The organism is Nostoc sp. (genome assembly GCF_036917815.1).
Lineage (GTDB): Bacteria > Cyanobacteriota > Cyanobacteriia > Cyanobacteriales > Nostocaceae > Nostoc.
Genome location: NZ_JBALEK010000015.1, coordinates 1 through 14999, shown reverse-complemented (window position 1 = coordinate 14999; position 14999 = coordinate 1). Strand labels below are relative to the sequence as shown.

At 42.7% G+C, this 14999-nt stretch carries 10 protein-coding genes; 7 read left to right on the top strand and 3 right to left on the bottom strand.

Annotated features, from left to right (window positions below):
• Nucleotides 1-174: 174 nt before the first annotated feature.
• The 4 genes from V7K97_RS04520 (at nt 175) to V7K97_RS04505 (ending at nt 3425) form a co-directional block, all read left to right on the top strand.
• On the top strand, nt 175-744 hold the full coding sequence (locus V7K97_RS04520) for a photosystem I assembly protein Ycf4 (protein WP_334799494.1): 570 nt from the start codon (nt 175-177) through the stop codon (nt 742-744).
• 156 nt (nt 745-900) lie between these two features.
• Nucleotides 901-1701, top strand: a complete 801-nt coding sequence (locus tag V7K97_RS04515) for a peptidylprolyl isomerase (protein ID WP_334799493.1) — start codon at nt 901-903, stop codon at nt 1699-1701.
• A gap of 67 nt (nt 1702-1768) precedes the next feature.
• Nucleotides 1769-2914: a beta-ketoacyl-ACP synthase gene (locus V7K97_RS04510; RefSeq protein WP_334799492.1), complete on the top strand. Its 1146-nt coding sequence runs from the start codon at nt 1769-1771 to the stop codon at nt 2912-2914.
• Nucleotides 2880-3425, top strand: coding sequence for an RNA-guided endonuclease InsQ/TnpB family protein (locus V7K97_RS04505; protein ID WP_334799681.1), 546 nt, complete (start codon nt 2880-2882; stop codon nt 3423-3425). Before V7K97_RS04510 ends, V7K97_RS04505 begins: the two co-directional genes overlap by 35 nt.
• A 40-nt stretch (nt 3426-3465) precedes the next feature.
• Here the strand turns inward: V7K97_RS04505 and V7K97_RS04500 are convergent, their stop codons facing one another.
• The 3 genes from V7K97_RS04500 to V7K97_RS04490 form a co-directional block, all read right to left on the bottom strand.
• A complete protein-coding gene (locus V7K97_RS04500) occupies nt 3466-6672 on the bottom strand; it encodes a glycoside hydrolase family 15 protein (RefSeq protein ID WP_334799491.1) in 3207 nt (1068 codons plus the stop codon).
• A 632-nt stretch (nt 6673-7304) separates the two neighbouring features.
• On the bottom strand, nt 7305-7646 hold the full coding sequence (locus V7K97_RS04495; protein WP_334799490.1) for a 2Fe-2S iron-sulfur cluster-binding protein: 342 nt from the start codon (nt 7644-7646) through the stop codon (nt 7305-7307).
• Between the two features lie 13 nt (nt 7647-7659).
• Nucleotides 7660-9819: a Tex family protein gene (locus V7K97_RS04490; RefSeq protein ID WP_334799489.1), complete on the bottom strand. Its 2160-nt coding sequence runs from the start codon at nt 9817-9819 to the stop codon at nt 7660-7662.
• A gap of 420 nt (nt 9820-10239) precedes the next feature.
• Between V7K97_RS04490 and V7K97_RS04485 the strand changes: the two genes are divergently transcribed.
• The 3 genes from V7K97_RS04485 (at nt 10240) to V7K97_RS04475 (ending at nt 14545) form a co-directional block, all read left to right on the top strand.
• A complete protein-coding gene (locus tag V7K97_RS04485) occupies nt 10240-10458 on the top strand; it encodes a hypothetical protein (protein ID WP_334799488.1) in 219 nt (72 codons plus the stop codon).
• A gap of 1049 nt (nt 10459-11507) precedes the next feature.
• Nucleotides 11508-12980 (top strand): TldD/PmbA family protein, encoded by a 1473-nt coding sequence (locus tag V7K97_RS04480; RefSeq protein WP_334799487.1) that lies wholly within the window; start codon nt 11508-11510, stop codon nt 12978-12980.
• A gap of 224 nt (nt 12981-13204) precedes the next feature.
• The gene (locus tag V7K97_RS04475; RefSeq protein ID WP_334799486.1) at nt 13205-14545 is read left to right on the top strand and encodes a TldD/PmbA family protein; all 1341 of its coding nucleotides are present in this window, start codon (nt 13205-13207) and stop codon (nt 14543-14545) included.
• The last annotated feature ends 454 nt before the right edge of the window (nt 14546-14999 follow it).

Sequence of the window (14999 nt, the reverse complement as noted above, 5' to 3'; positions counted from 1 at the left end):
GAGGGGCAGGGTAGAAAGAATTTTGATGTAACCGGTTAAAAAATTATATGGTTAGCAGCAACAGGGAGGAGCGCAGTTGAGTTTTTGTCAACAATCTTTGGTAAAATACACAGGAGCCACCACTCAATGCAAAAACATTCAGTGTGCGAGTATGTTACGAGCCAAGGTAGTTTAATGACGACATCAACAACGGTTAACAAAGGCGATCGCCTCCTGCATCAAAATGTTCTCGGTTCTCGTCGGTTCAGTAACTACTGGTGGGCAACTATCGTTACCCTGGGAGCAAGCGGCTTTTTATTGGCTGGTATATCCAGTTATCTAAAAGTTAATTTACTCATAGTCTCCGATCCAACTCAACTGGTATTCGTTCCCCAAGGATTGGTGATGGGGTTATATGGCGCTGCTGGTTTGCTATTAGCCACATACCTCTGGCTAGTGATTTTATTAGATGTTGGAGGTGGTTACAACGAATTTAATCAGGAAACTGGCGCAATCAAAATCTTCCGTTGGGGGTTTCCTGGCAAAAATCGCCGAATTGAAATTGATAGCCGCATAGAAGATGTGCAATCTGTGCGAATAGATGTCAAAGAAGGTCTTAATCCCCGTCGCGCCCTCTATCTACGCATTAAAGGCCGTCGAGATATACCCTTAACACGGGTTGGACAACCCTTATCTTTAACAGAGTTGGAAACAGATGGCGCAAAGTTAGCCCGCTTTTTGGGAGTGTCCTTAGAAGGATTGTAAGGGAGTGGGCATTGGGCATGGGGCGTTGGAAAACCCTTGGTTTGTCCTCCTTGTTCCCACTTCCTAATCCGCAATGCCCAATCCGCAATTCCCAATGCCCCATTCCCCATTCCCTCTTGAGACGATAAGATACTCTGGTTGAATCAGTAAGTGACAATGCAGTTAAAAATTTCACAATTTTTGCTTTCTCTTGTGCTCATTAGTGCCTTGATGTTGGGAGGATGTTCAACACAGCAAGCCGCTTCTAATACTTCTTCTCCAACCTCGACAGCTACCTCGACTACAAGCGAGGCAAGCAGCAAGACAACTACTGAAGCAACTTCTGTATCTCAAACTAGTAGTGAGAGTATTCCTGGAATCACAGATTTACCAAGGCTCGATGGCAAGGCTACTGTGGTAATGACGGTTAAAGGCTCGCCCATTACTATCGAAGTAGACGGTACTGATGCCCCCATTACAGCTGGCAACTTCGTAGATTTAGTGCAAAAGGGTGTGTACGATGGTCTGGCTTTCCATCGAGTTGTGCGCGAACCCCAACCCTTTGTAGTTCAAGGGGGAGATCCCAAAAGTAAAGACCCGAAAGTTCCTGTAGATAGTCTGGGAACAGGTAGTTATATTGACCCAAAAACGGGAAATGCTCGTTATATACCTTTAGAAGTTAAGGTAAAAGGTTCAGATACTCCGATTTACAATAAACCGTTTGATGCCACTGCTCAACCCGTTGTATTGCCCCATAAGCAGGGTGCAATAGCGATGGCGCGATCGCAACCACCAGATTCCGCTTCTGCCCAGTTTTACTTTGCTTTAGCGGATCTACCCTTCTTAGATGGTAACTACGCCGTCTTTGGGAATGTTACTCAAGGCTTTGATGTCGTGAACAAAATTCAGCAAGGCGATCGCATTGACTCCGCTAAAGTCACCCAAGGTGCTGAAAATCTAAAAATACCAGGGAAGTAGAGGAAGAGGGCAGGGAGCAGGGAGCAGGGGGAGAATAACTACTAACTTCTAACTCCTAACTTCTAAATTGGTAAAGGTTGTTGTCACTGGTATTGGTTTAATTTCCGCTTTGGGTGGAAGCTTAGAGGATAGTTGGCGAAATTTAATCGCGGGTAAATCTGGAATTGTGTTACATCAACCATTTCCAGAACTGAAACCACTTCCTCTAGGTTTGATTGCTCAACAACCATCTGAGTTGACAATGTTAACTCAGATGGTTGTTGCTTCTGCTTTGCAAGATGCTGGGTTAGTTCCACCTTTAGCTGATTGTGCTGTAGTCATTGGATCGAGTCGCTCTTATCAAGGGTCTTGGGAGAAGTTGGCAAGGCAAATGTATACTGAGGCGGAGAATTTACCCCTGTCCTCTTTTGGCAATTGGCTAGATACATTACCTCATATAAATGCGATCGCAGCTGCGCGACAAATCGGTGCATCGGGGATAGTTTTGGCACCGATGGCAGCTTGTGCTACTGGAATTTGGTCTATTGCCCAAGCAGCTTTACTGATCCAAAGTGGGCAATGTCAACAAGCGATCGCAGGTGCAGTGGAAGCACCAATTACACCCTTAACTTTAGCTGGATTTCAGCAGATGGGTGCTTTGGCAAAAACTGGGGCTTATCCCTTTGATTTGCACCGGGAAGGCTTAGTGTTGGGCGAAGGCGCAGCTGTGTTTGTCTTAGAATCAGCAGAGTTGGCAAAGCAGCGTCAAGCAAAAGTGTATGGTGAAATTCTCGGTTTTGGCTTAACTAACGATGCATATCATAGTAATTCACCAGAACCAGAAGGGAAAAGTGCGATCGCAGCCATCAAACAATGTCTAGAACGTAGTTGTTTGACACCAAGTGATATTGATTACATTCATGCTCATGGCACAGCAACTCAGCTAAATGACCAGATAGAGAGTATGGTAATCCAGCGTTTGTTTCCTCAAGGCGTGGCGCTTAGTTCCACCAAGGGAAGCACAGGTCATACACTAGGAGCATCTGGAGCTTTAGGTGTAGCTTTTTCTCTTATGGCATTAAAGCATCAAACTTTACCACCTTGTATAGGATTGCAGGAGCCAGAGTTTGATTTAGATATAGTTACAGCAGCCCGTCTAAGTAAAATTAGGCAGGTATTATGTTTGAGTTTTGGCTTTGGTGGACAGAATGCCGCGATCGCCTTGGCGAGTTAAGGGACTGTGTGACCAAGCAGAAACAATCTTCGCTGAAGACCTCAACACGGTTGGACTCAACCGGGGAATGCTTCGTAAAGATTGTATTGATGCTTCCTTTGGACAATTTCTGAGTTTGCTGGAATGGATTTGCTCTCAACGAGGCGCGTTCTTTATGCGCGTCAATCCAAACGGCACATCTCAAACCTGTCCGCATTGTGGCGCAACAGTACGTAAACCCTTGGCAGAAAGAGAACATCATTGCCCTGAATGTGGATATCAAACTCATCGAGATCATGCGGCTGCTGAGATGGTGTTATTGCGTGGACTTAATCAAGCGGAAAACGCGGTCTTCTCCCAAGGGGAGACGCTAAAAGCGATGGGGTTCCCCCAAGAGGAGCGATTTTCCCAGACAGTACCCGTGGACAATCGGGGAATGGAAACTGTCTGTGCAGGCGTACTACCGGGGTCAGTAATGGCTAGGCAAGTGTCGAAATCTCGAAAGGGAAAAACCAGGAAATCCAAGAAGTAATTCTTTGGAATCCCCATCCCTCTATAGGGTGGGGAGGATGTCAAAAATCCTTCACAAATTCCGTCAAGAACCTGAATGCCTTCAAAATATAATTGGCGCAATCTCTAGGCGAGGTGTTGTAAAACGATCGCCACGCACTCGCCTTATCTTCATCATAGCGATCGCTGCGTTGACTATGGTTTTCTAGCCAAGCTAACCGTACTGCATGACCGACTAACACATCTAACACGATATATTCTTCAATTTGCAGGTTGGGATTATTAGATGCGATCGCAGCTAATTCTACTAATGCTTCAATATTAACTTGGCGATATTCTGGAGCTTCGATTTTATTCAGCAAATGCTCAACTAACAGAGCAAAATTTCTTTCACCTGCTGTCATTTCTGACAACATTATCTCACTATCTAAACGATTGCGGCGCTCTAGTTTATCGCCAATTACTAAACCTTTGCAATGTTGCATTAATAGCCAAACTTGCTTAAAAAATTCTTTTGGTACGCGCCCCGTCGCACCCTCAGCTTGACGAAACCGCCGCCAACCGCCCGGAGGAACTTCTATTCCTTCTGCTATTGCTGGTAACACCACCCAAGCAATATCACTTTCTTTTTGTTTGACATGCAGTGATTCTTGCTGGCGTAACAGGTTACTCATGCCAGTATATCCAGTTAATACCTGACGCAAGCGCATTTTCACATCAAAGGGTGAAAGTTGCATTAAGTAATCATAAGCTTCATCTTGAGTAACGTATAATTCCCGCGCTAGTTCGCTGGTGATCAATAAAATAAGATAGCCGACTCTCAGAGTTAGTAGTCCCTGAAATAGTTCGGGTTCTGAGCGAATTAAGATGCCAAGATAGATTAAAATTTCTTGGGTGAGGACGCGATCGCGGATATCTTCACGACAAAAATGATTAATTTTATCGGCAATTTCATCGTGAGACATAGGTACGGTAATCAAGGACGCTTCACTGTAAGCTTTACCCACAGCAATTTGCTTACCTCGCACCAAAATACTCGTGACTGCATCTGATAAGCTGATATCAACCATCAGCCGTAACCCCGCAGCCCGACGTACTACTGCCCAAATACCTAAATCTCCAGCTTTAGTGTAAACTTCATCGAGTAAATCGCCTACGGTGACAGGATATCCTGGACCACCGTACCCCGTATCAAATTGCATTCCCTGCAAGCGAGTTAAAGTTTGCAATAACTCAATTTGCTCGTAGATATTCTCTGATGAGCGCAAACGAGAAAGTAATGATCCAAAGTTGGTTTCACACTCCATTTGAAATTCTTGGCTATGTCCTAAGCGCCAGTTTTTCTCAGGATGATAAGCTAGATAATAGCAACGTGGGCTAGCATTTTTCAGTGGCGATCGCCAAAATTCTGCATTTGGAAGAAAATCAATTCTTTGGATTCCGGCTGTTAGCATTAGCTGATTTAGCCGCCCTAATTTCACCCGCACGCCGTTACAAACACCATCTTTCAGTTCTTGCATCAATTCCAATAATGCTTCGGAACCGACTTCTAACATGGTGTGCGTCAACATCAAAGTCAAGGTAGGACGCCCTAAATCGCTCCAATATTTTTGAATGTAAGCTAGTTCACTTCTAATTTGATCCAGCAGAAAATGGTAATCAAGGGTTAAGTAAAACTGCTGAGAGTCGGAAAATGAAGGCAAAAATACAATTGTTTCACCGCTAATCCGAAAGATTCTAGATGTTGTTAAACTCCGCAGCCGCCGCACTGGACGCCCAGTTAAACCAAGTTTATCGTTACGTCCAATTTGGGTATAAATAGCTGAAATTTCTCCAGCTTTTCTCACCTGAATCGGTTCTACTTGGGTAGGCGTTTGTGCTTCAATTCCGTGAACTTCTAATTTATTTTGTAAATCTTCATCTTCTGCTAATAAGGCAATTTGTACCAATGAATCGCGCTGTTTGCCCACACATAAATGTCTTCCCAAAGGGTCGATATCTCCAACAGCTAGCAAACCTTCACTTAACATTTGACTGAGAAAATATAAACTCTGCGCCCACACCAAGGGAATATTTTCATTAGGCAAACGTGGTTGCGTTTGAGGTGCTAACTTTTCAGCTTCTATGTTTTCGGCGGGAACATAATAAAGTTCTGGCAATAAACGCAAACCATCTTGTTCTATAAATAATGATTCTAAAAGATTTTGGTATTTTTTAACTTGTTCTTGTTCGCCGCGAAATAATCCATCTAGAACTAAATAAGTGAAAAATAACGGCCATTCGCATTCGATATGCTCAAATTGCTTAAGTTCTAACGGTTCGTAGTGCAAGCGCTGATGATCTTCTAAAACGGTTTGGTGTCCATCACGCAGAAAGCGTTTGCAGCCGTATTTGCCTGCGAGTTTATTGATAATATCGTTTAAAGTGCGATCGCGTAATTCCAAATCTTCCACTGCAAAGGCAGGATAACTAATAATACTCAACAGCGCCGCATCAATTTCTTTGGAACCAGATTCTCTCGGTAATAGTGATTCTAGGGTAATCCGGGCGCGGGCGATTTCATCTGGTAGCACATGAATCACCGATGCTTGACTACCACGTACACCAAATAAATCCAGTCCGTTGATAGCTTCTAAAGCCGCTTTTGCCATACCTACAGAACTGGCGTTTAACTCAGCACTACCACGATTAATTTTATTCCCACGTTCCCAAATGCCGTAATCTGGTGTGCGGTAAGCTCGTCCAATGTAATAAACTAAATTTTGGACGAAATTCACTTCATCAATTGAATAAATTATTTGCAATCCCGCAGCAGTCATTTGCCCCAACATCAGTAAAAATATAGATGTGGCATCAAGTTGTAAATGTCCCCATTCATCATCACCAACAACAATGTCACCGGTCGCTGTATTATATTTGGCGTGCAGTCCATCTAGTAGCGACTGAGTATGTTTAAATGTCTCTACTTTATGAGCTTGTCGCATCATCGCAAAAAGCAACCCACGCATCAATTTGATGACACTGTGTTCTAGTTCATAAGTGCGTCCTTCGTCGTCGTCAATTTTGCGGTATGCAAGTCCTAAACCCCAAACTGCCAAAATGCTGTAAACGTTGTCTCGCACCCACGCATCAGTATAATCGCCGTGGGCTGTAATCGCTGTACTGGCAGGTAGTAAACCAGTAATCGGATTTTGCCGAGTCAGGATGATCGTTTTGATTTGCTGGTAGTAATAGTCTAGGCGAGTTAGCAATTTGGTAGATGTTTTCATGATTTGGTTCAGAACAGCTTGCAAAATTCGACCCTGTGACTGTGAACTGAATTACCTAAACCAAGCTAGAACAAGTTCTGTAATGGTTGATGGGAGAACAGCTGAGGGTGGTGTGAGTTTATCATTATCTCGTGTTAAGAGATTTCTGGTTACTTAATTTTAGCGATCGCCAACTAAAATATGATATTTGTTCAAATCCCCAACAATTGATGTAATATCCTATACCTTTTTCCTTTCTTAGTTAGGACTTACGCAAGAAACTTCTTAAACTCCTATTCCTCCCTGTACTCTGCGTCGCGCCAGTTGCTTCTCCCAGGGGGAGACGCTGCGCGTAGCAAGATCCCCGGAGGGGTACCGCAAGGGCGCACTGGCTTCTCTGTGGTTCGATTTTCCGTTACCTGTGCGTAAGTCCTGTTAGCTTATGGACAACTAGTGGTGGGCGTTGTTCGCGTAGCGTTCCGCAGGAAAGGTCTCATTGACAAACTCAAACTATAGCAATCCTAAATCATTCGTGAAAAATTAGATCCTCGACTTCTTCGACAAGTCGGGGATCTGGACATCGCGCATTTTCACAACTCATTTAGGATTGCTATAATTAATTTAATGTCACAAGTAATGTCACAAGGCAAAAATCACTCAGATTTTCCCGACTCAGGCTTATAGTAAAGGGCTGACTTATATAAGACTTGTTCTTGATGGGTTTCTAAAGTGCAATCAGACAAAGGATAAGTTATACAAGTAACAACATAACCCGCCTGTATCTCACTTGGACGTAGAAATTTTTGCTCACTTTGATTAACTTCACCACTAATAAGTTTGGCGACACAAGCAGAACATTCGCCTTGTTTACACCCAGATGGTAGGCGGATACCAGCATCTTCCGCCATATCCAGAATATATTGATCGTCTGGTACTGGAATAGTACGATCTAATCCAAGTGTAGGATTGATGAATCGAACTTGATAAACTGCCATCTGCTGTCTCTAATTATTGTTTAACTGCTTTCATCGATAAACTAATCCGCTTGAGTTTTTCGTTGATTTCTAACACCTCAACTTTAACTACTTGTCCGACTTTGACAACTTTGTTGGGATCGTCTACAAATCTATCAGCAAGTTGGGATATATGCACCAAGCCATCTTGATGTACGCCGATATCCACAAATGCGCCGAAGTTGGCGACGTTCGTCACGATTCCCTCTAGTTCCATTCCCATCTTTAAGTCCCTAATTTCTTTAATTCCTTCCCTGAAGGTGGCATACTTAAACTCAGCACGAGGATCTCTACCTGGTTTTTCCAGTTCGCTGAGGATGTCCCGCAGTGTGGGTTCGCCGACGCTATCGGTAACATATTTCTTCAGATTGGTCTTTTTGAGTTTTTCGGCAATTAGTGTCACCTGATTTAATGGCACACTAAGATCAGATGCGATCGCTTCTACTACAGAATAACTCTCTGGATGCACTGCTGTATTATCCAATGGGTTGTCACCGCCGCGAATCCGCAAAAAACCTGCTGCTTGTTCAAAGGCTTTTGGCCCTAGCTTGGCAACTTTCAACAGTTGTCGGCGATTTTTAAAGGCTCCATTCTGGTTGCGATGGGCGACAATGTTATTGGCAACTGTTGCCGTAATCCCAGAGACGGAAGTCAGAAGTTCTTTGGAGGCCGTGTTTAAGTCTACACCTACGTAGTTCACGCAGCTTTCTACGGTGTCATCCAATTTCTTTTTTAACAACTTCTGATCGACATCGTGCTGATATTGTCCCACACCAATGGATTTGGGATCAATTTTCACCAGTTCCGCCAAAGGGTCTTGCAAACGGCGACCGATGCTAATGGCACCGCGCACGGTAATATCTAAATCGGGAAACTCTTCTAGCGCTACTTTACTTGCAGAATATATAGATGCGCCCGACTCATTTACCATCACCTTAACTGGTTTGCGTTCTATACTTTGCAATATTTGGGTGACAAATTCCTCAGTCTCGCGGGACGCGGTACCGTTACCGATGGCGATTAACTCAATTTTGTACTTTTCAATCAGATTTTTGACAGTTTGTGCAGCTTTGAGTCTTTGTTCAGCCGCTTGGTGGGGAAATACCGCTTGGTATTCCAAAAATTTCCCTGTTTGGTCGAGGACTGCAACCTTACACCCAGTTCTAAAACCAGGGTCTATGGCTAGCGTTGGTTTCATCCCGGCTGGTGCAGATAGCAGCAACTCTCGCAGATTAGTTTCAAATGTCTTGATTGACTCAACATCTGCGTAAACTTTCTTCTCCGAAATCACCTCTCCCATGAGAGAGATTTTCATCAAACGGTTGAATGCATCCTTCAACATCGCCTGATAAAAATCCCGAATTGTCCGAACTTTGGTTTTAATTTCTTTCGACTCCAGATAGTAAAGCACTGTATCTTCATCAAAAGCGATTTCAAAGCTTAATATTTTTTCCGTTTCACCCCGACACAACGCCAGCATATTATGAGGTGCAATATTTTTTACCCTAATTTGATAGTTACGGTACATCTCAAATTTCGTTGTACCTTCGGGATAATCATCTTTAATGCGGGAGACAAATACCCCTTCTTCTAAAAGATAGTCGCGGATATATGCGCGTAACTCCGCTTTTTCAGCCACTTCTTCCGCTAAAATGTCAGCAGCACCTTTGAGCGCTTCTTCTGCTGTTTTTACTCCCTTGGTTTCAGAAATATACTTAGCCGCTTCTTCTTCTAATAAAGCAGTTACAGTATTTTTGGTGTTTAACGACTTGATGAACTCCGCCAATGGTTCGAGTCCTTTTTCTCTGGCGATGGTGGCGCGGGTGCGTCGCTTTGGGCGATAGGGTAAGTATAAATCCTCAAGTTCAGTTTTTTGTAAACAGGATGAGATTTTGGCTTTGAGTTCATCTGTGAGTTTACCTTGTTGGGCGATCGCACTTAAAATTACCGATTTTCGTTCTTCCAGTTCTGTTAAATAAGTATATCGTTCAGCCAGTTCACGTAGTTGCACTTCATTCATCTCATCGGTGCGCTCTTTACGGTAACGTGCAATAAAGGGAATTGTTGCACCCTCCGCCAAAAGTTCCAGCGCGTTTTGCACCTGATGGGGTTTGAGGTTTATTTCAGTTGCCAGTAGTTGAGGAATGTTCAGCATTGAGTGTCTAAAATGAAAATGTACTTCTAAAGGTAATATGCTAGATCCTGATCCTGGCGCAAGGGGAAAGTTTTAAACTAATTTACCAGATGATTGCTCACAATAAGGCATTTGGCGAAATAGACAAAACCCATCTACGCAAGTTTTAAAGCGTTTCAATCCGCGTAGGGGAACAAGTAAAGCTGACTACGCGCACCATTTACCACAGAAGAAGGAGTTATTCACTAAGCTTTTGAGTCCTTCATCTGTCGCCAGAATTATTCCAATTGTTGTAATATACAACCTTGCGTAATCTAGATTTTGTATAATATTTATTTCAATCGACTGTTGTGGCTAAAACCTTATTGGATGTAGAATTAACCACAATTCCAACTTGTTTGACCACCACAACAACTTTTAGTTAGTTCAGAGGTTATTATAATGCCTTTGTTTTTCTTGATACCACTATGTACGGCTTTAGCTACTGGCTACTTATTTAAAAAGAGTACTGATGAAATTTCATATCTTGCCGGTGTATTTGCAGCTATTAGCTTTATTTTAAGTTTAGTTTTAGCACCTTGGCAAATCCAGTTTGGATTGTTAATCTTCGTCTTTATTGTTACCAACAGACTTTTGCAAAAGAATCAGTCCAAACAATAGAAAAACAATCTAGAGAACCTGAATAATCCAAGCACGTCGAACTAATAATTATTCTTAACTTCAAACTGCTGGAAACTATGACAGAGCTAACCCAGTAATATCCCTGAGTTTTCACGTTATGTGGAAAAGCTAACGATTCACCTAACCCCCTAACTCCCTTCGCTGGAGAGGGAAGGGGGAAAATTCCAAGTCTCTCTACTCTTAAGAGCTACGGTGTACACACATCTTTGTACAAAACCAAAACTGTTGAAGATCCCCCTAAATACCCCGATAAATTGGGGGACTTTGAGAAGTTTTTGCCCCCCTTTTTAAGGCAGGGCTGTTTCATTCGTTCAGATCAGAATTTTGTCAAGAGTATCAACCAGAAAATTTAGTGAGTTGGTAATCGAAAAATTACTGTTTCAATCGGTAAATTTAAGTGCGATCGCCTGGTTTTTGACCCAATTAGAGTGTTTAAAAACCTGATTTTTTTGACTGATACGCTTGTAAATTAAGGTCTTTTGGGGAATGAATCAGCCCTGCTTTTTAAGGGGGGTTGGGGGGATCATAAGCCTGGGGAATAATGTTAGAAGACTTGTGTGTACACCGTAGACTCTTAAGAGAGAGAAATAGAAGTGAGGTTTTCCAGATATAGCAGGGGACTGGGGACTGGGGACTGGGGACTGGGTTGAAAGTCTGTTTGTATATAGGTTTTATCATCGCTTAATGTCCTAACCTCCAAGTCCCTTGCTATACCGACTTGGTAATTTTTTTACAAAGTTTTTGTTTAGCTCTGTTTCCGGTAAATGAATTTTTAACGGTTGGATGAGATTTTTGGATGTTTTTTAATTTGGAAGTCTCATAAGCCTCACACTGGCTTTTTAGAATTGCAGCCCGTATAGAAAATGTAACAGACTATACTTGTGGTTACAGGGTGTATAACCTTGCCCAAGAGGAGGGAAATCCACACGCCTTTCTAGCAACCCTGGCTTTCGCTCATTTGTTAGACTGGACACACACCAGGATTTTTCAGTCAAATCTCTGAACTACGCCAGCAGACGAGGCTACCCATGCTTACAAGTACGCTACTTCTCTCGAATCAACTTCCTACTCTCCAATATTCCTCCACACCAGAGCGTTTCGATGAAACCTGGGAAGCTCCCCTGGCTACCCTTCTGGGACTAGGACGCGCCGCCGGTGCTGACTTCATCGAATTATTTTTAGAGCGTCGCAACTATATTAGTTGTCTAGCAGAAGACGACTCCATCACCAGTATTTCACCCAGTCTGTCTACAGGTGCGGGAGTCAGAGTATTTCGCGGCAAAGCCGATTGCTACGTTAGCACCAATGACCTTTCCTTTTCTGGTTTGAAAGCAGCCTTAGAAAAAGGTCTTTCTATCTTGGGATTGCAACTACCCACCGCGAAAGCTTTCATCCCAGAAATTAACCTGGAATTACTGAGAGATTACGCCACCAAAAGAGGTAAAGATGCATGGCTACCAGTGTGTAGCTCTATCCGAGAAATGGGAGAAGTTCTCCTTGATGGTACTGCCAACCTGAAGCAAAAAGCTAGCCACGTCCAATCGCGCCGTGCTAGCTATTTCCGGGATTGGCAAGAAGTTTTAATCGCCGCCAGTGATGGTACTTTTGCTCGTGATATTCGCCTCACCCAGTCAGTAGGATTTAACCTATTGTGTGCTGATGGTGCTAATCGTACCTCAATTGGCGATCGCGCAGGTAACACTAGCGATGCCAACTTCTTGAGGACTTGGGATTCTCAACAAGCAGCAGAGAAAATAGCAGAATCGGCTGGGAAAATGCTCTACGCAGATTACGTAGAATCGGGAACTTACCCCATCATTATGGCCAATCACTTTGGCGGCGTAATCTTCCACGAAGCTTGCGGACACCTGCTAGAAACCACTCAAATTGAACGCAATACCACTCCCTTTGCTGACAAAAAAGGCGAAAAAATTGCCCACGAAAGTCTGACAGCCTGGGATGAAGGGCGCTCTGAAAATGCCTTCGGCACAATTGACATGGATGACGAAGGTATGCCCGCTCAAAGAACCCTATTAATAGAAAAAGGCGTTCTCAAAAACTTCTTAGCAGATAGAACAGGTTCTGCACGCACCGGACACCCTAGAACTGGAAGTGGACGCCGCCAAGATTATACCTATGCCGCCGCTAGCCGGATGCGTAATACCTATATTGATTCAGGCGAATACACCATTGATGAATTATTTGCCTCTATTGATAAAGGTGTTTACTGTAAAAAGATGGGTGGTGGTAGCGTTGGTGCTACAGGTCAATTTAACTTTAGTGTTGATGAAGCTTATTTAATTGAAAATGGCAAAATCACCAAACCACTAAAGGGAGCAATTCTCATCGGTGAAGCCAAGGAAATTATGAACAAAATTTCTATGTGTTCCCAAGATTTGGAAATTGCACCAGGCTTTTGTGGTTCCGTCAGTGGCAGTATTTACACCACAGTAGGACAACCCCACATCAAGGTTGATTCTATTACCCTAGGTGGACGATAAAAATTTTAGATTTTGGGTTTTGGATTGCAATATTCAAAATCCAAAATGCTCAATTTCCGGGATTGTTTCGTGGGTTCAATCTAAAACCTAAAATACCAAATTTTTTGACTGTTACTTCAGTCAGAACTCCACGAGAGAAGAACAAGCAATAACATCCAAAATCCAAAATCTAATATTCAAAATACAATCGCTTCCAATCCAAAATCAAAAATCAAAAATTGACTATGCCAAATATCAATGAGATTGCAAATTCTGCCAAAGACAATGCTGATAAGCTTGGTATTAAGAAATTCGACATTTATGGCTCAACAGTAGATGATACTAGCGTACAAGTAGACCAAGGTGAGCCAAAACAAGTCAAAGCTTCAAATCGCTCTGGTGTTACTGTTCGTGTCTGGAATGAAGAGAATACAATGGGTGTCACCAGCACCACAGATGTAGACCCCAAAGGACTAGAATTAGCTTTAAAAACTGCTTACGAAGCCAGTTTCTTTGGTGTTAAAGAAAATGTTCCTGATTTTAGTCCAGAAGCTACTACTCCTATCCCAAATAAACCTCAAGATAAGACACCCCAAGCACCTGTTGCTGAACTCATAGAAAGATTGTTGGTAGCTGAAAAAGAATTATTGTCCGCTCATCCAGCAATTAAAGGTGTACCTTATAACGGTTTGTCACAAAGGGATGTTGACAGATTCTATCTCAATAGCGACGGCGCGGTGAGAACTGAATCTCACTCTTTGGCATCAGTTTATCTTTACAGCAAAACTGAGGAAGAAGGGAAAAAACCGCGCAGTGCCGGCGCTTTTAGAATCAACCAGAGTTTAGATAATCTAGATATTAATGGTTGCATCAAAGAAACCGCCGATAAAACTATCAGCCACTTGAATTATGAAAAAATCAAAACTGGTAAATATCGAGTTGTTTTTTCACCGGAAGCTTTCTTAAGTCTGCTGGGTGGTTTTTCTAACTTGTTTAATGCCCAAAGTATTTTGGACAATCAAAGCTTATCTACTCCTGATGATTTAGGTAAAGAAATTGCTTCTCCTCTACTTTCAGTTTATGATGATGCCCTTCACCCAGCTAACATAGGCGCAGAAACTTTTGATGGTGAAGGAACTCCCACTCGTCAGGTTTCGCTGATTGAAAATGGTGTTTTAACAAGCTTTCTCCACAGTGCAGGCACTGCCAAAAGGTTCAATACCCAACCAACGGGTAATGCTAGTATCGGTGCAAAAGTCAGCGTAAGTCCCAATTTTTATCACGTTTTTTCAACAGCAACTCCTGAGCAAGAGTTTAGCTTAGAAACGGCTGAAAATGTGATTTTTATCGATGATTTACAAGCTCTTCACGCTGGAGTTAAAGCCTTGCAAGGTTCGTTTTCTTTGCCCTTTGATGGTTGGCTAGTTAACAAGGGTGTGAGGACCAGTATTGAATCAGCAACAGTTGCTGGCGATTTCTTGGAACTCTTGAAGTCAATTATTTATGTAGAAAAAGAGCCAGAATTAACGCCAGGGGGAGTTTGCCCAAAAATCTGGGTTAATGAACTGTCGATTACTGGTGAGTAAAAGTTAGTGTTTGGGCAATATCTACCATATAAAATAGCGGGTATTGCCCATACTAAACCTCATCTAAGTTGAGAACCGTAGTTTTCGCCCTCACCCTAAATCCCTCTCCCATGTCTGGGAGAGGGACTTTGAAATTCTGGCTCCCCTTCTCCCAGATATGGGAGAAGGGGTTGGGGGATGAGGGCAAATCCTTTTCATCAGGGAAAAACTACAGGTTTCAAGATAGATATGGTTTATATAGGATTCTCAGTTGATTAATACCAATGCTGTATGAAGATGCGCTAAACTAAACCACATTTAAATACAAGAAAGAAAAACGAACCGCATTCGCGCAGCGTCTCGTAAGAGTTGGACACAAAGAAAGAAAGAAAGAAAGAAAGAAAGAAAGAAAGAAAGAAAGAAAGAAAGAAAGAAAGAAAGAAAGAAAGAAAGAAAGAAAGAAAGAAAGAAAGAA

Excerpts from the sequence above, each read along its gene's own strand:
- V7K97_RS04500 (WP_334799491.1), bottom strand. The coding sequence starts at position 6,672 with ATGAAAACATCTACCAAATTGCTAACTCGCCTAGACTATTACTACCAG.
- V7K97_RS04495 (WP_334799490.1), bottom strand. The coding sequence starts at position 7,646 with ATGGCAGTTTATCAAGTTCGATTCATCAATCCTACACTTGGATTAGAT.
- V7K97_RS04485 (WP_334799488.1), top strand. The coding sequence starts at position 10,240 with ATGCCTTTGTTTTTCTTGATACCACTATGTACGGCTTTAGCTACTGGC.
- V7K97_RS04515 (WP_334799493.1), top strand. The coding sequence starts at position 901 with ATGCAGTTAAAAATTTCACAATTTTTGCTTTCTCTTGTGCTCATTAGT.
- V7K97_RS04520 (WP_334799494.1), top strand. The coding sequence starts at position 175 with ATGACGACATCAACAACGGTTAACAAAGGCGATCGCCTCCTGCATCAA.
- V7K97_RS04490 (WP_334799489.1), bottom strand. The coding sequence starts at position 9,819 with ATGCTGAACATTCCTCAACTACTGGCAACTGAAATAAACCTCAAACCC.
- V7K97_RS04475 (WP_334799486.1), top strand. The coding sequence starts at position 13,205 with ATGCCAAATATCAATGAGATTGCAAATTCTGCCAAAGACAATGCTGAT.
- V7K97_RS04480 (WP_334799487.1), top strand. The coding sequence starts at position 11,508 with ATGCTTACAAGTACGCTACTTCTCTCGAATCAACTTCCTACTCTCCAA.